Below are 19,822 nucleotides of genomic sequence, written 5' to 3' on the forward strand. Positions count from 1 at the left end.
TCAGCCCTCCGTCTTCTCTTCAGCCGGCGCAGCCTGCGGCTGCTCGCCCTCCGCGGCCTTGGTCTCGGCCTTGGCGGACTTGTCAGCCGCACCGCGCTCGCCGCGGTCCGCGCCGCCACGGCGACGGCCACCGCGGTCACCGCGGCCACCACGCTCGTTGCGCTCGTTGCCACCGCCGCGCGGGGGCCGGACCTCGGACTCCTGCTGCTTCTGCTTCAGGCCACCGACCAGCTCGCCCTTGTAGATCCACACCTTGACGCCGATGCGCCCGAAGGTGGTGCGGGCCTCGAAGAAGCCGTAGTCGATGTCCGCGCGCAGCGTGTGCAGCGGAACGCGACCCTCGCGGTAGAACTCCGAGCGCGACATCTCCGCGCCACCCAGACGTCCGCCGCACTGCACCCGGATGCCCTTGACCTGCGACGAGCGCATGGCCGACTGAATGGCCTTGCGCATCGCGCGCCGGAAGGACACGCGGTTGGACAGCTGCTCGGCCACACCCTGTGCGACCAGCTGGGCGTCCGCCTCGGGGTTCTTGACCTCGAGGATGTTGAGCTGAACCTGCTTGCCGGTCAGCTTCTCGAGGGAACCGCGGATGCGGTCCGCCTCGGCACCACGACGGCCGATGACGATGCCCGGCCGGGCGGTGTGAATGTCCACGCGGACGCGCTCACGGGTGCGCTCGATCTCCACCTTCGAGATCCCAGCGCGCTCCATCCCGCGAGACAGCTGCCGGCGGATCTTGACGTCTTCCGCGACGTACTCCGAGTACTGCTTGTCGGCGTACCAGCGAGACTTCCAGTCCGTGGTGATGCCGAGTCGGAAGCCGTGCGGGTTAATCTTCTGACCCACTACCGGGCACTCCCCTTCTGGCTCTTTCGGGACTTGGTCGCCGCAGGCCGAGATTCAACCTCGACCGTGATGTGGCTGGTCCGCTTCCGGATCCGGTACGCACGACCCTGCGCGCGCGGCCGGAACCGCTTCAACGTCGGACCCTCGTCCACGTACGCGTGGTGCACGACCAGCGTGTCGGGGTCGAGGGAAAGGTTGTTCTCCGCGTTGGCGATCGCACTGGCGAGCACCTTCGACACCGGACCGCTTGCGGTCTGCGGCGCGAACTGAAGCACAGCCAGGGCATCGCTGGCGCTCCGGCCCTTGATGAGCTCGACCACGCGTCGCGCCTTCATCGGCGACACGCGGACGAACCGGGCCCGCGCCACTGCGCGCGGAGCTTCCGCGGCAGTGGAGTCGGAACGGGCTGTCATCCTGCTACCCCTTGCTCTTACTCGTTCGTGTCACAGACCCGCTCAGCGGCGGCGCGACTTCCGGTCATCCTTGACGTGGCCCTTGAACGTGCGGGTCGGGGCGAACTCGCCCAGCTTGTGACCCACCATCGCCTCGGTGACGAACACCGGGACGTGCTTGCGGCCGTCGTGCACCGCGAAGGTGTGGCCCAGCATGTCCGGAATGATCGTGGACCGACGGGACCAAGTCTTGATCACGGTCTTCTTGCCCGACTCGTTAAGCGCGTCCACCTTCTTGAGCAGGTGGTCGTCCACGAACGGGCCCTTCTTCAGGCTGCGTGGCATGTTTGCTTACCTCCCTGCTCAGCGCTTCTTGCCGGTACGCCGGCGGCGGACGATGAGCTTGTCACTCGGCTTGCGGAGACGGGTACGACCCTCCGGCTTACCGTTCGGGTTAACCGGGTGGCGACCACCGGAGGTCTTGCCCTCACCACCACCGTGCGGGTGGTCCACCGGGTTCATGACGACACCGCGGACGGTCGGGCGCTTGCCCTTCCACCGCATGCGGCCGGCCTTGCCCCAGTTGATGTTGGCGTGCTCCGAGTTGCCGACCTCGCCGACGGTGGCCCGGCAGCGCGCGTCCACGTTGCGGATCTCGCCCGAAGGCATCCGCAGCTGGGCGTACGGCCCGTCCTTGGCCACCAGCTGCACCCGGGCACCGGCCGAGCGAGCGATCTTCGCACCCTGTCCGGGGCGGAGCTCGATCGCGTGGATCACGGTACCGGTGGGGATGTTGCGCAGCGGCAGGTTGTTACCCGGCTTGATGTCGGCCCGAGCGCCGGACTCGATCGCGTCTCCCTGCTTCACGCCGTTCGGCGCCACGATGTAGCGCTTCTCGCCGTCAGCGAAGTGCAGGAGAGCGATCCGAGCACTGCGGTTCGGGTCGTACTCGATGTGCGCGACCTTGGCCGGCACACCGTCCTTGTCGTTGCGGCGGAAGTCGATCAGGCGGTAGGCCCGCTTGTGACCGCCACCCTTGTGCCGCGTGGTGATCTTGCCCTGAGCGTTGCGGCCCGCCTTGCGATTCAGCGGGACGATCAACGACTTCTCCGGCTCCGTCCGGGTGATCTCGGCGAAGTCGGACACGCTCGAGCCACGACGGCCAGGCGTCGTCGGCTTGTACTTGCGAATGCCCATTTCTAAAGCAACCTCGTCCTAATCAGCACCGTCAGGCGGCCGGACCGCCGAAGATCTCGATCGCCTTGCTCCCCGGCGTCAAGGTCACGATCGCCCGCTTGGTGTCCTTGCGCTTGCCGAACCCGGTGCGGGTGCGCTTGCGCTTGCCGTTGCGGTTGATCGTGTTGACGCTGGCGACCTCGACGTCGAAGATCTGCTCAATGGCGATCTTGATTTCGGTCTTGTTCGAGCGCGGGTCCACCAAGAAGGTGTACTGCGACTGCTCCAGCAGTCCGTAGCTCTTCTCGGAGATCACCGGCTTCAGGATGATGTCCCGGGGGTCGGCGCTCACTGCTCTGCCTCCTCAGCGGAAGAAGCGACGGCCTTGACCGACCGGCCCTTGGCCGGACCTGCGACGAAACGGTCGTAGGCGGCCTTGGTGAACACCACGTCATCGCTGTTGAGCACGTCGTAGGTGTTCAGCTGACCCGGGTCGATCAGGTGCACGTTCTGCAGGTTCCGCAGGCTCAGCCACGAGTTCTGATCCTCGTGGCGGTCGAGCACGACCAGAACCTTCTTGGCTTCGGTCCAGTTCCGCAGCGCGGTCTTGGCCGACTTGGTGGACGGCGCTTCGCCGCCGACGACGCCGGTGACCACGTGCAGCTGGCCGGCGCGAACCCGGTCGGAGAGGGCACCGCGCAGGGCGGCCTTCACCATCTTCTTCGGGGTCCGCTGGGTGTAGTCCCGCGGCTGCGGGCCGTGGACGGTGCCACCGCCGGCGAACTGGGGCGCGCGGATGGAGCCCTGCCGGGCGTTACCGGTGCCCTTCTGCCGGTACGGCTTCTTGCCGCCGCCGGAGACCTGACCGCGGGTCTTGGTCGCGTGCGTGCCCTGGCGAGCCGCGGCCAGCTGGGCCACGACGACCTGGTGCAGCAGCGCCACGTTGGCCTGCGCGTCGAAAATCTCGGCCGGCAGCTCGACCGTGCCGTCGGTCTTGCCGTCCGGGGTACGGACATCGAGCGTCAAGCTCATCACGCACCACCCTTCGCGGGACTCTTCACCAGAACCAGGCCACCCTTCGGGCCGGGCACGGCGCCCTTGATCAGCAGCAGGCCGTTGTCGCCCTCGACCTTGTGCACCTTCAGGTTCTGCGTGGTGACGCGGTTGGTACCCATCCGCCCCGCCATGCGCATGCCCTTGAAGACGCGACCGGGGGTCGCGCAGCCGCCGATGGAACCCGGCTTGCGGTGCACGGCCTGAGCACCGTGGCTCATCGGCTGACGGTGGAAACCGTGCCGCTTAATCGTGCCCGCGAAGCCCTTGCCCTTGCTGGTGCCGACCACGTCGACCACCGCGCCAACCTCGAAGAGGTCCGCGCTGATCTCCTGGCCGAGCTCGTATTCGCCGGCGTCCGCGGTGCGCAGCTCGACGACGTGGCGGCGCGGGGTGACACCGGCCTTGGTGAAGTGGCCGCCACGCGGCTTGTTCACCCGGCGGGGGTCGACGGCGCCGAACGCCAGCTGCACGGCCGAGTAGCCGTCCTTCTCGGGGGTCCGGATCTGGGTGATCACGTTCGGCCCGGCCTGCACGACGGTGACCGGGATGACCCGGTTCTTGTCGTCGAAGACCTGGGTCATGCCGAGCTTGGTGCCCAGAAGCCCCTTGATCTGCCTGTCAGACATTGGTCTCGTTCTCTCCGCTACCTCGTCGCCGTGCCTTACTGGATGTTCACGTCGACGCTGGCCGGCAGGTCGATACGCATGAGTGCGTCGACCGTCTTCGGCGTCGGTTCGAGGATGTCGATGAGCCGCTTGTGCGTCCGCATCTCGAAGTGCTCCCGCGAGTCCTTGTACTTGTGCGGGGAGCGGATGACGCAGTAGACGTTCTTCTCAGTGGGCAGCGGCACCGGCCCCACGACCCGAGCGCCGGTGCGCGTCACGGTCTCGACGATCTTGCGTGCGGACGCGTCGATCGCCTCGTGGTCGTAGGCCTTGAGCCGGATGCGGATCTTCTGTCCCGCCATGGTGGCTTGCCGTTCCTCTAGTCTCGTGCCGCGGTTAGGTACATGGGTGCAGGGCGCACCCATCGGTGCCCCTCACGGCCCTCAGCTTGGTGTCGTCCCCGATACCGGGAGCCGTCACAGCTCTCAGTCCGCCCCTGTTCAAGTGTTGAGGTGCCCGGTACACGCGGTCGGGCGTGTCGCCCAGCTGTCGCATACTGGTCCCCTCGAACGTCGCCGATGGGGTGGGCCCGGAGGCCCGTACACCTTTCTTGTGCCCTGCTCGGCCGACCGAGCGGCCGGAGGATCGGATTCCGAAAGAGAACGGATCCGAACACCGAACAAGGGCGCGAGGCCCTCGCACCAAGGCGGCCGGAGTCTCAACGCGGCTACCAGGACCGATGAGATCGATCCGAAGCCTGAAATTCCGGCCGCCCTGAACGAGCAACCCATATAGGATGGCACATCGCTCGCACCACCCAAAATCGGGGGTCGTTTTACGCGACCGAGGTCACGAAAAACAAGAGAGGACCCGCCTTCCGTTGTGGAAAGCGGGTCCTCGTCACATCACTTGGTGATCTTGGTGACGCGACCGGCGCCGACCGTGCGGCCACCTTCGCGGATCGCGAAGCGCAGACCCTCGTCCATCGCGATGGGCTGGATCAGCTGGACCGACATCTCGGTGTTGTCGCCCGGCATGACCATCTCGGTGCCCTCGGGCAGGGTCACAACGCCGGTGACGTCCGTCGTCCGGAAGTAGAACTGCGGACGGTAGTTGTTGAAGAACGGCGTGTGACGGCCACCCTCGTCCTTGGACAGGATGTAGACCTGCGCCTCGAACTCGGTGTGCGGGGTGGTGGTGCCCGGCTTCACGACGACCATGCCGCGCTCGACCTCTTCGCGCTTGATGCCGCGAATCAGCAGACCGACGTTGTCGCCCGCGTGGCCCTCGTCGAGGAGCTTGCGGAACATCTCGACACCGGTGACGGTGGTCTTGAGCGGCTTCTCCTTGATGCCGACCAGTTCCACCTCCTCGTTCACCTTGATGATGCCGCGCTCGATGCGGCCGGTGATGACGGTGCCGCGGCCGGTGATCGAGAAGACGTCCTCGACCGGCATCAGGAACGCCTTGTCGGTGTCGCGCACCGGGTCCGGGACGCTCTCGTCGACGGCGCTCATGAGCTCAACGATCTTGTTGGCCCACTCCTCGTCGCCCTCCAGCGCCTTCAGCGCGGAGACGCGCACGACCGGCACGTCGTCGCCCGGGAACTCCTGGGACGACAGCAGCTCGCGGACCTCCATCTCGACGAGCTCGAGGATCTCCTCGTCGTCGACCATGTCGGACTTGTTGAGCGCAACCAGGATGTAGGGCACGCCGACCTGGCGAGCCAGCAGCACGTGCTCACGGGTCTGCGGCATCGGGCCGTCGGTCGCGGCGACCACCAGGATCGCACCGTCCATCTGGGCGGCACCGGTGATCATGTTCTTCACGTAGTCAGCGTGACCGGGAGCGTCGACGTGCGCGTAGTGACGCTTGTCGGTCTGGTACTCGACGTGCGAGATCTGAATCGTGATGCCGCGCTCTTTTTCCTCCGGCGCCTTGTCGATCTCGTCGAACGGCGTGAAGGGGTTCAGCTCCGGGAACTTGTCGTGCAGAACCTTGGTGATGGCTGCGGTGAGCGTGGTCTTGCCGTGGTCAACGTGACCGATGGTCCCGATGTTGACGTGCGGCTTGTCCCTCTCGAACTTCGCCTTCGCCACTGGATTGTCCTCCTGGACTTGTTAACTTTCCGCCGTACGACTTGGTGTGCCAGGCGGAGTCCTGTCGGGTCGGTGACGAGCGGTTGGCTTCCTCCCGTGGGAAGTCGCGGCCCGCTCGCCGCCGTCTGGAGGGGATTGCTCCCCGGTCGCCTTCGCGAGGCGTCGCCTCTTGGCCGGCCCCGGTCACCCGAGGCCGACCAGCGGGTCACTCGCCCGTTGCCTTGGCGATGATCTCCTTAGCCACACCGGCCGGAACCTCGGCGTAGGAGTCGAACACCATCGAGTAGTTGGCGCGACCCTGGGTCTTGGACCGCAGGTCGCCGACGTACCCGAACATCTCGGACAGCGGCACGAGAGCCTTGACGACGCGGGTTCCGCTGCGCTCCTCCATGGCCTGGATGTGGCCACGGCGGGAGTTCAGGTCACCGATGACCTCGCCCATGTAGTCCTCGGGCGTGGTCACCTCGACCGCCATCATCGGTTCGAGCAGCGCGGGAGACGCCTTGACGGCCGACTCCTTGAGCGCCATCGAACCGGCGACCTTGAAGGCCATTTCCGACGAGTCGACCTCGTGGTACTGGCCGTCGAGCAAGGTCACCTTCACGCCGACCAGCGGGTAGCCGGCCAGCACGCCGTACTGCATGGCGTCCTGCGCACCCTGGTCCACCGACGGAATGTACTCCCGCGGGATCCGACCGCCGGTGACCTTGTTCGAGAACTCGTAGGTCGCGCTGTCGGACGTCTGCTCGATCGGGTCGAGCCTGATGATCACGCGCGCGAACTGACCGGAACCACCGGTCTGCTTCTTGTGCGTGTACTCGTACTTCTCGATCGTCTTGCGAATCGTCTCGCGGTAGGCCACCTGCGGCTTACCGATGTTCGCCTCGACTCGGAAGTCGCTCTTCATGCGGTTGACCAGCACCTCGAGGTGCAGCTCACCCATGCCCTTGATGATGGTCTGACCGGTCTCGTCGTCCAGGTTGACCTGGAACGTCGGGTCTTCCTCGGCGAGCTTCTGGATCGCCGTGGAGAGCTTCTCCTGGTCGGCCTTCGTCTTGGGCTCGATGGCCACCTCGATGACCGGCGCCGGGAACGTCATCGACTCGAGGACGATCGGGTTCGCGGAGTCGCTCAGGGTGTCACCGGTGGTGGTCTCCTTGAGACCGATCACCGCGTAGATGTGGCCGGCCTGGATCTCCTCGACCGGGTTCTCCTTGTTGGAGTGCATCTGGAACATCTTCCCGATGCGCTCCTTGCGGCCCTTGGTCGAGTTGATGACCTGGGCGCCGGAGGCGACCTTGCCGGAGTAGACCCGGATGTAGGTGAGCTTGCCGAAGAACGGGTGCACCGCGATCTTGGAGACCAGCGCGGCGAACGGCTCCTGCGTGCTCGGCTTGCGCTCCGCCGGGGTCTCGCCGTCGGGCAGGGTTCCCTGCACCGGCGGGACGTCGAGCGGCGAGGGCAGGTAGTCGACGACCGCGTCGAGCATGGGCTGAACGCCCTTGTTCTTGAACGCGGTGCCGCAGATGACCGGGAACGCGCTGCGCTCGACGGTGATCTTGCGGATGCCGGCCTTGATCTGCTCCTGCGTCAGCTCCTCGCCGTTGAAGTAGGCCTCCATGAGGGCCTCATCAGTCTCGGCGACGGCCTCGACGAGCTTCTCCCGGTACTCGGCGGCCCTGTCGACCAGATCCTCCGGGATCTCCTCGACCTCGTAGTCGGTGCCCTTGGACACCTCACCACGCCAGGTCAGAGCCTTCATCCGGACCAGGTCGACAACGCCCTCGAACTCGGACTCGACACCGATCGGCAGCTGCAGGACCAGCGGCGTCGCGTGCAGCCGGTCCTCGATGGTGCTCACGGTGTAGTAGAAGTCCGCACCGAGCTTGTCCATCTTGTTGACGAAGCAGATGCGCGGGACGTCGTACTTGTCGGCCTGGCGCCAGACCTGCTCGGACTGGGGCTCGACACCTTCCTTGCCGTCGAACACCGCGACCGCGCCGTCGAGGACGCGCAGCGAGCGCTCGACCTCGACGGTGAAGTCGACGTGGCCGGGGGTGTCGATGATGTTGATCTGGTTGTCGCCCCAGAAGGTGGTGGTAGCAGCCGAGGTGATCGTGATGCCCCGCTTCTGCTCCTCCTCCATCCAGTCCATCTGAGACGCACCGTCGTGCGTCTCACCGAGCTTGTGCGTGATCCCGGTGTAGTAGAGGACCCGCTCGGTCGTGGTGGTCTTGCCCGCATCGATGTGGGCCATGATGCCGATGTTGCGGACCTTGGTCAGGTCAGTCAGCACGTCGCGTGCCACGAGATTCTTCCCCGTTCCCTAACAGCAGGTGCAAGTCGCGGTGACAGGTGCAAAGCTGTCGAATCGGTTCGGCTGGCGGGCAAGACCCACCAGATGTCACCAGCGGTAGTGCGCGAAGGCCTTGTTGGACTCCGCCATCTTGTGCGTGTCTTCACGCTTCTTGACGCTCGCGCCGAGACCGTTGCTCGCGTCCAGCAGCTCGTTCATCAGGCGCTCGACGATCGTCTTCTCGCGGCGCTGCCGGGAGTAGGTGATCAGCCAACGCAGCGCGAGGGTGGTGGACCGGCCGGCCCGCACCTCGATCGGCACCTGGTAGGTCGCGCCACCAACACGGCGGCTGCGGACCTCCAGGGTCGGCTTCACGTTGTCGAGGGCACGCTTGAGCGTGACGACCGGGTCGGTGCCGGTCTTCTCACGGCAGCCTTCGAGGGCCGCGTAGACGATCCTCTCGGCCAGCGAGCGCTTGCCGTCGACGAGGACCTTGTTCACCAGCTGCGTGACCAGCGGCGAGCCGTACACGGGATCAGCGTGCAGCGGCCGCTTCGGGGCCGGACCCTTGCGGGGCATCAGCTCTTCTCCTTCTTCGCGCCGTAGCGGCTGCGAGCCTGCTTGCGGTTCTTCACACCCTGGGTGTCAGCGGAACCGCGGATGATCTTGTAGCGCACGCCGGGAAGGTCCTTCACACGGCCGCCACGAACGAGCACGATCGAGTGCTCCTGCAGGTTGTGGCCCTCACCCGGGATGTAGGCCGTGACCTCGATGCCGCTGGTCAGCTTGACACGAGCGACCTTGCGCAGGGCCGAGTTGGGCTTCTTCGGGGTGGTCGTGTACACGCGGGTGCACACGCCACGCCGCTGCGGGCTCCCCTTGAGCGCCGCGGTCTTGGTCTTGGCGACCTTGTCCTGGCGGCCCTTACGGACCAGCTGCTGGATGGTGGGCATGGACCGGCTTTCTGTCAGCGTTCGCGTCTTTTAGGTACTCGACCAAGCAGCCGCTCGTTCGAGCTTCGGCGTGCCCTGGGCGTCGAGCACCTGTCAGGCACTGTGTTTCGGAGCTCCCCGCACACGAGGTCGGGCGTGTCGCCCACCCCTCGGCCCTCGCAGCGCCCGCATCGGCCGAAACCGAGATAGACCCCAGAGGGTTTTCGGAGGAGTTCCACACATCCTCGGCGCTGCCGCGGCCCTCCACTCGGGCGGCCACGTCATGCACGGGCATGCGGATCGACCCGATTGGCGTCGGGTCCGATAAACAAAGATACCCGGCCCGTTCTCAGAGGGTCAAAACGGGGGGTCCTCTTGACCTGCTCGATCACCCGGCGCGGCGTGCGCGCCTCGAATGAGGTGCGAGCTCTCATCGACTGCTGGCGTCAGCCTACCCCGTGCGACAAGCCCCTCCGGCACGACCGAGAACGGGGCGCCCGGTCCGGGCACCCCGTTCCTCAGCCGCGGTGTGGGACCGCGCGCGAAGATCGATCAGGCCTCGGCGAGCCAGCCCTCCTCGGACAGGACCTTGAGGGAGTTGGGCAGCACGAAGGCGGTTCCGCCGCCGACCTGGCCGTGATCGGGCTTGGCGATGCCGGTGATCGCGTCGAACGGCTGCGCGACCCGGTAGCGGCGGTAAGGCCCCGGTTCCCGACCCGGCGGGAGGCTGCGCTGCGGCAGCGTGGTGCCCGCGACGAACGCGGTGTTGCCGGTGGGCTCGCCGAAGCGGTCGAGCTCGTCGCCGGGCTGCAGCCGGACCACGAACTTCTGGTCGTAGGACGACAGCGGCGGCTCGTCGGACATCTCCGGCCACGGGCACTCGAAGTCCAGCAGCGCTTCGTCCGGCTCTCGCAGGTAGCGCTCGCGCTCGACGGTCATCGCACCGATCAGGAAGAACCCCGCCGTCCACGGGTCCGGGAAGCGGTGCTTGGGGTTCGGCCGGTCGTCGTGGGCCTCCACCGCCCACCATCCGTCCGGCTCGGGGCGCATGCTCCAGCCGCCGCCGACCGGCTCGTCGAAGCTGTAGAACCGGCTGCTCACGCCTTGAGCCGCCAGGTGCGCGCCGACCGCGACGAACGCGTCCTCCGGCCGGTGCGCCAGCATCGACGCCGGGTCGTTGGCCAGGATCAGCGACTTCGCCTCGGCGGAGCGGATGTCGGCGACCGTGGTCGGCGCCTGGTAGCGGGCGCGGCGGATGTGGTCGAGGAACTCCGGCGGCGGCGCGATGTCGTGCTCTTCGAGGTAGTAGGCCATCGCCTGCGGCCACACCCACACGCCGTCGGTGTGGAACTGCTTGGGCACCTCGGCGCCGCGCTGCGGGTCGAGCTCGTCGGCGTCGGTGGACATCGCCGACAGCACGATCTCGCCGCCGTTGAGGTAGCTGAAGACCTCGCGCTTCTCGATCCACGGCACCGCGGGCCGGAACACCTGCGGAGCACCCTGCGCGTCGCGCCCGTCGAAGACCGGCAGCATCCGCAGCGGACCGGTCGCGCCGTCCGGGTAGGTGACGGAGTCGACGAAGTAGTCCCAGGCCGGGGCGAGCAACCACTGCGCGGGATCGCGTCGCGGGTAGAACCGCAGCTCGTCGAGGTGCGCGCGGCCGTCCTCCGGCGGGTTCCGCCACTGCGGCTCGTCGAAGGAGGTGTGCAGCTCCCCGCCGGCGAAGACCGCGGAGGTCCAGGCGCCCGCGTCCGGGGTGTAGCCGACGTCGCGAAGCCTCCGCAGCAGCTCGAACGCCTCGTCGCCCGCGTCGGACTCGAAGCGGGTCCCGAGGGCGGTGCAGCGGATCTCGCCGCTGCCCGCCACGGCGCGCAGGGCCTGCAGCAGCTCCTCCAGCTGCGCGGTGCGATCCGGGAAAGCGCCGAAGGCGGCCGGAGCCGGGAAGGGCGGGTGCACCGGGAACGGGTCACCCTGCCTGACGTTGATCAACTGTTCCCCTCAGTTGTTTCGGTGTGCGCCACCCCGTCGAGGCGGCGGCGCGGTGCCGGCTTCGGCGACGGGAACCCGCCGGCCTCGGCACCGACGGTCGCCGGTTCGGCCGACCACGTCGACCGGACCGGGTAGCGCTCGTTCCAGTCCTGATCGGACGGCGGCTCGATGGCGGCCCGGCCGGGCTGGAACCCACCGCGGCCGAACTCGGCGACGCAGTCCAGCGCCATCTGCTCGATGACGTCGCGCAGCTCCAGCTCGGCCAGCCAGTCCAGCGGCAGCTCGCCGACGCCCTGCAAAGCGCCGACGATGTTGCCGCAGATCGCGCCGGTGGAGTCGCTGTCGCCGTCGTGGTGCACGGCGATCTTCAGCGCCAGCTCGACGTCCTCGCCCGCGGCCAGTGCCGCGCACACCGCGATGGCCACGGCCTGCTCGCCGACCCAGCCGCCACCGAGCACCTCGGCGATGCGCTCCGGCGAGGGAACGCCTTCGGCGGCTAGGCCGACCGCGGCCTTGATCGCCTCGGTGGTCTCCTCGTGGTCTTCCCAGGTCTCCAGGACTTGCAGGGCCAGCCACACGCCGTCGTCGAGGCTGCGGCCGAGCAGCGCCTGCTGGACGATCACCGCCAGCGCACCCGCGGAGTGGTAGCCGGCCGGGTGGCTGTGAGTCAGGGCCGCGGTGCGCGCCGCCAGCTCGAAGACCTCCGCCGGGTCGGTGGAGGCCAGGGAAACCGGAGCCGCGCGCATCGCGCCGCCGCAGCCCTTCGAGTTGTTGATCTTCTGGGTCAGCGAACCGGCCGGGTTGCCGTCCCCGAAGTCGGTCAGCGCCCGGAAGATGGTCTTGCCCGGCGCCCGCGTGCGGAACAGGCTCGGGACCTCGACCAGCCAGCCGTCCGGCATCGGGTGGTCGTCGAGGAACGGGCCCGCGGCCGCGTCCCACTCGACGCCCTGGGTGTGCAGCCAGCGCTGGTAGGCGAGCTGCACCTCGGGAAGCGGGTCCTCGACGCCGTGCGTGCGCGCGGCGATGCTGCCGCGGATCAGCCCTTCGGCCGTGAACAGCGTCATCTGGGTGTCGTCGGTGATCGCACCGTGCACCCCGTAGGCCTCGCGCAGGCCGCTGGGGCCGGTCGGGCCGAAGCGCTCGGTGATCTGAGCGGCGGTGGCGAACTCCAGGTCGGCTCCGAGCGCGTCACCGAGAGCACCGCCGAGGAAGCAGCCCAGGACCCGCTCGGTCAGCGACGGCGCCGCGTCACCGGGGCCCTCGTTCTTGGCGTGCACCCGACGACCGCCGGAGATCGGAGGGGCCTCGATGACCTGCGATTCCGGCTCGGCCGGAACCTCTTCGCCGGTGTCCGCCGGCGCTGCTCCCGCTGCGGTTCCGGCGGTTTCGTCTGCGGTCCTGGGGACGAACGCCGGGGCTCCGGTGCCGGGAACCGCTGTCGTGGCGTCGACGTCCGCTTCCTCGACCGCCGCGGTGTCCTCGTCGAGGGCGGCGTCCTCGACGAGGTCTTCGGTGGTGGGCACGACGGGCTCTTCGGGTTCCCGCACTGCCTCCTCCGGCAGCGGGATCCTCGTCGGCTCGGCCTCGGCTTCGGCTTCGGCTTCCACTTCGGCTTCGGCTTCCACTTCGGCTTCGGCTTCGGCTTCGGCTTCGGCTTCGGCTTCGGCTTCGGTGACGTCCTCGTACTCGGCGTCCTCTTCGGAGTCCAGGGCTTCGACGTCCTGGAGGTCCTCCGGTTCGGCGGTGTCCTCGTCCGCCACGGCCAGTTCCGCCACGGCCACTTCGGACACGGCCTCTTCGAGCACGTCCGATTCCGCCACGTCTGATTCCGCGACGGCCGGCTCGGGCTCGTCCGGCTCCGTCTCGACCGCCGAGAGCCGCGCGACGGCGGGCACGGCGTCGGGCTCCGGGCTCAGGTCGATCGGCGTCGGCTCGGGCTCCGCATCGGTGCCGGAGACGACGTCGACGTCCGCGTCCGCGTCCGCGTCGGTGAAGCGGTATTCCGGATCGGCGTCGCGGGTGAACCGGGCGTCCGGCGCGGGCTCGTTCTCGTCGCGGTGCGGAACGGCGATCAGGTCGAAGGGCGATCCGATGCCGCTGACGTCCACCACGGTGGAGCCCTCGTCCTCGTCGGATTCCGCAAGGGCCTCGACGACCTGCGCGTTCACCGCCTCCGACTCGATTTCGGGCTCGGGCTCGACTTCCGGCTCGGGCGCGAGATCGACCAAGGGCGTCTCCGGAGCCGGGGCGGGCTGCTCGACCTCCGGTTCCGGTTCCTCGACTTCGCCGGGGTCGAGGTCGATCGGCGTGCGGGAGCGCATGTCGAGGTCGAGGGGGTTCTGCTCGGGTTCCGGCTCGTCCCGGATCGCCGCGAAGACGGCGGTGGTCTCGGCCTGCTGCTCGGGTTCGCGGACCTCGGCGCGCGTGGGGAAGGTCGGTGCGCCGATCCGCGCGTCGTCCTGCGGCTCGAACCGCGGAACGTCCTCCTGCACCGGCGGTTCCGGGTCGATGGGCGGCTCCGGGACCGTGAGCGGTGCCGGGGCGGCGGCCGTCTGCGGCGGTGGTGTCGGCTGCGCGGGCGGCCGCGGCGTCGGCTGCGCAGCAGGAGGCGGGGAATCGTCCCTGATCGCCGGCATCACCATGGTCTGCTCGGCGGATCCTTCGACGGTCTTCGCGGGTCCGGCGGCGATCTGCCGGGCGCCCGGCTGCTGGGGCCCGCGCGTGTAGCGCTGCGCCCACTGGGGCGGTGGCGGCGGCGCGAACGCCTCCGCGGCATCGCCGCACAAGGTCTCGATGACCTGGCGGAGCTCGAGCTCGTCCAGCCACGGCGCGGGAATCGCGGCGGGACCGTGCAGCGCGCCCGCGAGCTGTCCGGCGAGCGCACCGGTGACGGCGCTGTCGGCGGAGTTGTTCACCGCGACCTGCACCGCGTCGGCGAAGGTGCGGGTGCTGCCGACGGCGGCGAGCGCGATCCCGAGCTCACCGGGCTTGTCGACGACGTCGAACTCGATGTCGATGTCCAGCGGTCCGGGTGTTCCGCCGCGCTGGCCGACGAACATGGCCGCGTGCACGGTCCGGCGAACGTCGGCGGGCACCCCGGGCACCCGGTAGGCGGCGTTGAGCCTGCGCTGGTCGGAACCGGTGACCGCGTCCCACAGCGGAATTCCGCGGATGAGCTGCGCGAGCACGTCGGCGTGCAGGCCGGCGGCGGCGATCGAGTTGGCGCCCGAGGTGAAGAGGTTCGCGACGCCCGCGCCCGCCGCGTACACGCCCTCGGGCACGTTGGACCACACCATCGCCGGAGCGGCGATCACCGGGTAGTCGGCGGATCCGTCGACGTCCACCGGCGGGTGCAGCATGCCGTCGGGACCGAGCGGCGAGCGCGCCGCCATGCGCCCGAGCAGGCCCAGCGCGTTGCCCGCCGGGTTGCGGGTGGAGTAGAGCTCCCGGCGTTCCAGCAACCAGCTGGCGGGTGCCGGTTCGGTCGCCGCGAACGCCGACATCGCGTACTCCCACGGCACGCCCTGGGTGTGCAGCCAGCGCAGGTGGTTGGCGAACACGAACTCGGTGGGCAGCCCGGTGCAGCCCTCGGCCTTCGCGCGCAGCAGGCCTTCGAGGGTGAACGCGGTGAGCTGGGTCAGGTCGGTCACGGCTCCGCGCCTGCCGTAGACCGGCAGGTAGTCGACGACGCCCCGCGGCCCGAACCACTGCTGTATCTCGGCAGTCGTGGTGTGCCGGACGCCGGCGCCGAGGGAATCGCCCACGGCGCCGCCGAGCAGCGCACCGCGGAAACGATCGGCCCAGCTCAGCTGTCCTTGCGGGTCGGTCATCGCCTTCTCCTCGTTGCTCACCAGGCGGGGTAGCGCTGCGTCCACGCCGGGTCCGTCGGCGGTCCCGGGCTGAATTCCGCCAGCGCGTCCTTGGCCACCGTTTCGACCAGGCCCTTCAGTTCGAGGGTCCCGAGCCAGTCCGGTGGAACGGCCCGAGTCCCGTAGAGCGCCCCGCCAATGTTGCCGCACACGATCCCGGTGGAGTCGGAGTCCCCCGAGTGGTTCACCGAAAGCAGCAGTGCGTCACGCAGGTTGTCGGTGGCCAGCACGGCGTAGAGACCGATGGCGAGAGCCTGCTCACCGACCCAGCCGCCGCCCAGCTCCTGCGCGATCTCCTCGGGGGAAATCGGTCCCCGCTCGGCCAGCGCGACCGCCTTGTCCAGGATCTGCAGCTGCTCCTCGTTCTCCCGCCACCGCGTCAGCAACTCCCTCGCCAACCGCACGGATTCGCGCAGCGGAACCTCGCGGATCAGCTGGTGCACGATCACCGCCAGCACCCCGGCCGACAGGAAACCGCTCGGATGGCTGTGGGTCAGCGCCGCCGTCCCGACGGCCGCGTAGAACACCTCGGCCGGATCGTTCGACCACACCGCCACCGGCGCGGCACGCATGACACCGCCGCACCCCTTGGAGTTGTTGATCCGGTTGTGCGTCGTCGCCGACACCCCGGTCTGCGCGAAGTTCGACAGCGCCGACATGCAGGTGCTGCCCGGAGCCCGACTCGCGAACAGCTCCCAGTTGGTGATCAACCACCCGTCGGGCCGCTGCAAGTGCTGCGTGTAAGGCCCACCCGCAGCACGCCATTCCGGCCCCTGCGTGTGGTACCAGCGCTGATACGCGTGCTGCACCTCGGGAACCGGATCGTTGTCGGTCGGCTGCATCCGGCGCGCCACGTGCGCCCGGATCAACCCGTCCAAGGTGAACAGCATCATCTGCGTGTCATCCGAGATCTGCGCGACACCGTCCCGCAGCACGGGCCCGGTGATCCCGGCAGGCCCGTGCTCCCGCCGAGTCGAGTCGATGTCGTAGAACTCGATCGCGAACCCGAGCGCATCCCCCATCGCCCCACCCAGCATCGACCCGAAGAACCGCTCGTGGGCGTCCGGCGGCTGCTGCGCCGGCGTCGGTTGAGCTTGAGCCGCTTGCTGCTCCGCACTCCGGCTCTTCTCGAGCTGCTCCTTGAGCATGGGACCCGGGATGTGCGCTTGATGCCGCGTACCGAGGTCGAGGACGAGACCGACCTCGTCCAGGTGCCTCTCGATGGCGGCGAGGTTGGCCTTGTTCGCGTTCTTCGCGAAGTCCGGCACGTACTTGACGGACGAGGCGCCGACCAGGACGAGCCCACCGTTGAGCGGAAAGGCCGACGGGGTCCCGTCTTCCTCCACGACCAGCGCGAAATCGCAGGGCTCCAGCAATGTCACCAGCGAACTGCCGGAGAGGTAGCCGGTCGCCTGGAGGTGCAGGAAGCTCTCCAGGTCGCTCACCGGTTCCGGGAAACCCAGCGTCTTCGGCGAGGGCCGGTACTCGGAGTTCGGGCTGTACCGGTCGGTCAGCTCGCCCGACTCGTCCGCCCAGTACGCCCCCACGAAGGCGTGTCCGGGAATCTCCTCGCGCGGACGCCCCTGGTACATGCGGTCAGGAGCACCGATCCACGAACCGGGAGCGTGCCGGGCGGCAGCGCGCATCTCCTCGGTCGCCTCGGGCGCCGAGTGCATGATCGCCCGCGAACCGATCAGCATCACGTCCGCGGCGTGCGGCGAGGCGACGACGTGCACGTTGAGCTCCGCGAGCCTCGGCAGCAGCTGGTACCCGTTCACCACCGCCGTGCCGGGCGCGAAATCAGGAACGTTGTCCTTCCTGGTGCACACCCAGATCTGCTGCTTCTCCTGCCCCTTCACGCTCACCATGACGGGCTCGGGCTCGTTCTCGGAACTCACCAAGAACAACTCCGCCGTCAAGAACTCCTGGTAGACCTGGCCAATCGCCTCAGGATCCTTCGCGTACCGCTCGATCGCCTGCTCCAGCGCGGTCATCCCCGCCCCCTCCTGGGAACTCACGACTGCGACCCCTTCCGGTGGTTGTGGAGGTTTCGGCTCGTGCTCAGCATCGTCGCCAGGCGCAGCTCTTCGGCCTGATCCGCACGTCTTTCATCGCACCCGTTCTCCGCGGTGCGCAATCACCAGGCCGGGTAGCGCTGGGTCCAGGACGGATCCGTCGGCGGTCCCGGGCTGAACTCGGCGAGCATGTCGTTGGTGATGGTCTCGATCACCTCGCGCAGCTCGAGCTGCTGCAACCAGTCCTGCGGAATGCCGCGCGTTCCGTACAGCGCGCCGCCGATGTTGCCGCACACGATCCCCGTGGAGTCCGAATCGCCGGAGTGGTTCACCGAGAGCAGCAGCGCATCACGCAGGTTGTCGGTGGCCAGCACGGCGTAGAGACCGATGGCCAGCGCTTCCTCACCGACCCAGCCCTCGCCGAGCTCGCCCTTCAGCTCCTCCGGCGACACCCGGCCACGCTCGGCCAAGCCCACCGCACGATCGAGGACCTGCAGCTGCTCCTCGTGCTGCGGCCACCGCGTCAGCAACTCCCTCGCCAACCTCACGGATTCGCGCAGCGGAACCTCGCGGATCAGCTGGTGCACGATCACCGCCAGCACCCCGGCCGACAGGAACCCGCTCGGATGGCTGTGGGTCAGCGCCGCCGTCCGCACCGCGACCAGGAAGACCTCGCTGGGATCGTTGGACCACGCCGCGGCCGGAGCCGCGCGCATCACGCCACCGCACCCCTTGGAGTCGTTGACCCGGTTCTGCGGAGTCGCGAACACCCCGGTCTGGGCGAAGTTCGCCAGAGCCGACATGCAGGTGTTGCCCGGCGCGCGATTCGAGAACAACTCCGGGTTGGTGATCAACCAGCCGTCCGGGCGCTGCAGCTGACGCGCGAACGGCCCGCCGGCAACCTGCCACGACTGGCTCTGGGTGTGGAACCACCGCTGATACGCGTGCTGCACCTCGGGAATCGGATCGTTGTCCCGCGGCTCGATGCGCCGCGCCACGTGCGCCCGGATCAACCCCTCCAAGGTGAACAGCATCATCTGCGTGTCATCCGAGATCTGCGCGACACCGTTCCGCAGGACCGGCGAGACCAGCCCGTTCTCCCCGTGATGACGACGAATCATCCCGATGTCGTTGAACTCGATCGCATACCCCAGCGCATCACCCATCGCACCAGCGAGCATGGAACCGTGGAACCGCTCATGCGGGTCGGGTGGTGGCGCGTTGGTGGACTGCCTCTGGTCCGCGGTCTGCGTCTCCGCTACCGCTGCGGGAGTCGCTCCCTCAGTGGGCGGGGCAAGCTCGTGCGAGTTCGCGAGCGAGTACCGGGTGAACCATTCATCGCTGACCGGCGAGTGCGGGCCGACCTCGCGAACCACGTCCGAGGCGATCTGCTCAACGAGGTCGCGGACGTCCAGCTGCTCGAGCCACCGGCGTGGAATCACGGCCGGGCCCTGGTTCATTCCCATGATCTGCCCGCACACCGTCGACGAAGCCAGCCGGTCCCCGTCGTGCAGCACCGAAACCGCCAGACCGTTGGCGAAACTCGTCTTGTTCCCGTGAGCAGCGGCGTAGACCGCGATCGCCAGAACGCCCAGGGCGCTGTCCGAATCGAACTCCCTCGCCAGCTGCTCCACAGCGGGTACTGGATCAACCTCGTCCTGATGCAACTGGCGAACCCGCTGCACGACCGAACTCACCCGCTCGTGCCCGGGAACCTGGTGCAATGCGTATTCCGCAGCGGAGAGCGCACGCAACACGGTCTGATCCGACGGCAGCCTCCGAGCGAGCAGCGGAAGCGTCGCGATGGCCAGCCGCTCAACCGGTGACGTGTGCGTCTGACCACCGAATGCGATGCCGAAAGCGAGCAGCTTCTCCTGGGAACGCTCAGGACGCGGATTGAAACTGCGGTCCCAGAACAAGGTCAGCGGTGCTGCGTGGGCCAGCACCCTCGAAGCCGGAAACCGATCCAACGCATCTTCACCACGCGATTGGAGAGCCAGAGCGTTCAGCATCTGCTTCTCCGCGTGCGCGTCCCCCCGAAGCCGGGAGTCGGAGAGCAGCCATCCCCCGGAAGCTCCGGAACCGACCCCCTCAACCTGCAGCCATCGCCGATAGGTTTCGCTGACCAACCGATCCAGGTCGACGGATTCCTCTCGCCTCAACGCGACGTGCCCGCACACCATGGCCTCGGCGAACAGAAGCGACCTCCGAGTACATGCGGTGGTCACGCCCAAGGCGCATGAATCAGCCATGTCACCGGACGCGGTACGAGCGAGCTCGGCGACCGGGCGGCCTTCGGCGGTCTGACCGAAGGAATCACCGACCGCGCCACCGAAGAGCATCCCGGTGAGCCCGATCGAAGACCGATACCACCAGAAGGGAAGGGGCTTCTGGGCGTCCGCTTCGAGTTCCTGCCGCAAGCGGTCCTCGGTGACGCCGTGCCAAGTCTCGAAGAAGTCGGCGTCCTCCACCCGTTGCCTGGTCGAGTCCTGAAGGAATAGACGCAGTTCGTCGAGTACGAGCTCTTCCTCCGACGTCACTTCA

The 19,822-nt window shown here is 68.2% G+C and carries 16 protein-coding genes; all 16 read right to left on the reverse strand.

The window, feature by feature from the left end:
* The 16 genes from rpsC to FHU35_RS29475 all read right to left on the reverse strand — a co-directional run bounded on the left by rpsC (position 1) and on the right by FHU35_RS29475 (position 19,749).
* The gene (gene rpsC / locus FHU35_RS26545; RefSeq protein ID WP_145744578.1) at positions 1–849 is read right to left on the reverse strand and encodes a 30S ribosomal protein S3; all 849 of its coding nucleotides are present in this window, start codon (positions 847–849) and stop codon (positions 1–3) included.
* Entirely contained in the window at positions 849–1,262 is a 414-nt protein-coding gene (gene rplV, locus FHU35_RS26550) for a 50S ribosomal protein L22 (protein WP_186459629.1), read from the reverse strand. The genes rpsC and rplV overlap by 1 nt, the downstream gene beginning before the upstream one ends.
* Before the next feature lie 42 nt (positions 1,263–1,304).
* A complete protein-coding gene (gene rpsS / locus FHU35_RS26555; protein ID WP_093414191.1) occupies positions 1,305–1,586 on the reverse strand; it encodes a 30S ribosomal protein S19 in 282 nt (93 codons plus the stop codon).
* A gap of 18 nt (positions 1,587–1,604) precedes the next feature.
* A complete protein-coding gene (gene rplB, locus FHU35_RS26560; RefSeq protein ID WP_145744582.1) occupies positions 1,605–2,438 on the reverse strand; it encodes a 50S ribosomal protein L2 in 834 nt (277 codons plus the stop codon).
* 31 nt (positions 2,439–2,469) lie between these two features.
* Complete coding sequence (gene rplW / locus FHU35_RS26565) at positions 2,470–2,769, reverse strand: 50S ribosomal protein L23 (protein ID WP_145744584.1); 300 nt, start codon at positions 2,767–2,769, stop codon at positions 2,470–2,472.
* On the reverse strand, positions 2,766–3,449 hold the full coding sequence (rplD, locus tag FHU35_RS26570) for a 50S ribosomal protein L4 (RefSeq protein WP_145744586.1): 684 nt from the start codon (positions 3,447–3,449) through the stop codon (positions 2,766–2,768). Before rplD ends, rplW begins: the two co-directional genes overlap by 4 nt.
* Positions 3,449–4,099 carry a 50S ribosomal protein L3 gene (gene rplC / locus FHU35_RS26575; RefSeq protein ID WP_145744588.1) on the reverse strand — a complete coding sequence of 217 codons (651 nt, stop codon included), beginning with the start codon at positions 4,097–4,099 and terminating at the stop codon, positions 3,449–3,451. Before rplC ends, rplD begins: the two co-directional genes overlap by 1 nt.
* Before the next feature lie 35 nt (positions 4,100–4,134).
* The gene (rpsJ, locus tag FHU35_RS26580; protein WP_009948626.1) at positions 4,135–4,440 is read right to left on the reverse strand and encodes a 30S ribosomal protein S10; all 306 of its coding nucleotides are present in this window, start codon (positions 4,438–4,440) and stop codon (positions 4,135–4,137) included.
* A 543-nt stretch (positions 4,441–4,983) separates the two neighbouring features.
* Positions 4,984–6,177, reverse strand: coding sequence for an elongation factor Tu (tuf, locus tag FHU35_RS26585; RefSeq protein ID WP_145744590.1), 1,194 nt, complete (start codon positions 6,175–6,177; stop codon positions 4,984–4,986).
* Between the two features lie 205 nt (positions 6,178–6,382).
* Positions 6,383–8,485: an elongation factor G gene (fusA, locus tag FHU35_RS26590; RefSeq protein WP_145744592.1), complete on the reverse strand. Its 2,103-nt coding sequence runs from the start codon at positions 8,483–8,485 to the stop codon at positions 6,383–6,385.
* 96 nt (positions 8,486–8,581) lie between these two features.
* On the reverse strand, positions 8,582–9,052 hold the full coding sequence (rpsG, locus tag FHU35_RS26595; protein WP_145744594.1) for a 30S ribosomal protein S7: 471 nt from the start codon (positions 9,050–9,052) through the stop codon (positions 8,582–8,584).
* Entirely contained in the window at positions 9,052–9,426 is a 375-nt protein-coding gene (rpsL, locus tag FHU35_RS26600; protein WP_009948619.1) for a 30S ribosomal protein S12, read from the reverse strand. Before rpsL ends, rpsG begins: the two co-directional genes overlap by 1 nt.
* Positions 9,427–9,957: 531 nt before the next feature.
* Complete coding sequence (locus tag FHU35_RS26605) at positions 9,958–11,394, reverse strand: TNT domain-containing protein (RefSeq protein ID WP_145744596.1); 1,437 nt, start codon at positions 11,392–11,394, stop codon at positions 9,958–9,960.
* Positions 11,391–15,224: an ADP-ribosylglycohydrolase family protein gene (locus FHU35_RS26610; protein ID WP_145744598.1), complete on the reverse strand. Its 3,834-nt coding sequence runs from the start codon at positions 15,222–15,224 to the stop codon at positions 11,391–11,393. The genes FHU35_RS26605 and FHU35_RS26610 overlap by 4 nt, the downstream gene beginning before the upstream one ends.
* Before the next feature lie 17 nt (positions 15,225–15,241).
* Positions 15,242–17,281 carry an ADP-ribosylglycohydrolase family protein gene (locus tag FHU35_RS26615; protein WP_246110591.1) on the reverse strand — a complete coding sequence of 680 codons (2,040 nt, stop codon included), beginning with the start codon at positions 17,279–17,281 and terminating at the stop codon, positions 15,242–15,244.
* Between the two features lie 119 nt (positions 17,282–17,400).
* Entirely contained in the window at positions 17,401–19,749 is a 2,349-nt protein-coding gene (locus tag FHU35_RS29475; protein ID WP_186459630.1) for an ADP-ribosylglycohydrolase family protein, read from the reverse strand.
* Positions 19,750–19,822 lie beyond the last annotated feature (73 nt).

It is taken from the genome of Saccharopolyspora dendranthemae (assembly GCF_007829955.1).
Classification (GTDB): domain Bacteria; phylum Actinomycetota; class Actinomycetes; order Mycobacteriales; family Pseudonocardiaceae; genus Saccharopolyspora; species Saccharopolyspora dendranthemae.

Bases quoted from the DNA above. Each gene is read 5' to 3' on its own strand.
- rplD (WP_145744586.1), bottom strand. From the start codon at position 3,449: ATGAGCTTGACGCTCGATGTCCGTACCCCGGACGGCAAGACCGACGGC.
- rpsS (WP_093414191.1), bottom strand. From the start codon at position 1,586: ATGCCACGCAGCCTGAAGAAGGGCCCGTTCGTGGACGACCACCTGCTC.
- rpsL (WP_009948619.1), bottom strand. From the start codon at position 9,426: ATGCCCACCATCCAGCAGCTGGTCCGTAAGGGCCGCCAGGACAAGGTC.
- rpsJ (WP_009948626.1), bottom strand. From the start codon at position 4,440: ATGGCGGGACAGAAGATCCGCATCCGGCTCAAGGCCTACGACCACGAG.
- rplV (WP_186459629.1), bottom strand. From the start codon at position 1,262: ATGACAGCCCGTTCCGACTCCACTGCCGCGGAAGCTCCGCGCGCAGTG.
- rplC (WP_145744588.1), bottom strand. From the start codon at position 4,099: ATGTCTGACAGGCAGATCAAGGGGCTTCTGGGCACCAAGCTCGGCATG.
- rpsG (WP_145744594.1), bottom strand. From the start codon at position 9,052: ATGCCCCGCAAGGGTCCGGCCCCGAAGCGGCCGCTGCACGCTGATCCC.
- FHU35_RS26610 (WP_145744598.1), bottom strand. From the start codon at position 15,224: ATGACCGACCCGCAAGGACAGCTGAGCTGGGCCGATCGTTTCCGCGGT.
- rplB (WP_145744582.1), bottom strand. From the start codon at position 2,438: ATGGGCATTCGCAAGTACAAGCCGACGACGCCTGGCCGTCGTGGCTCG.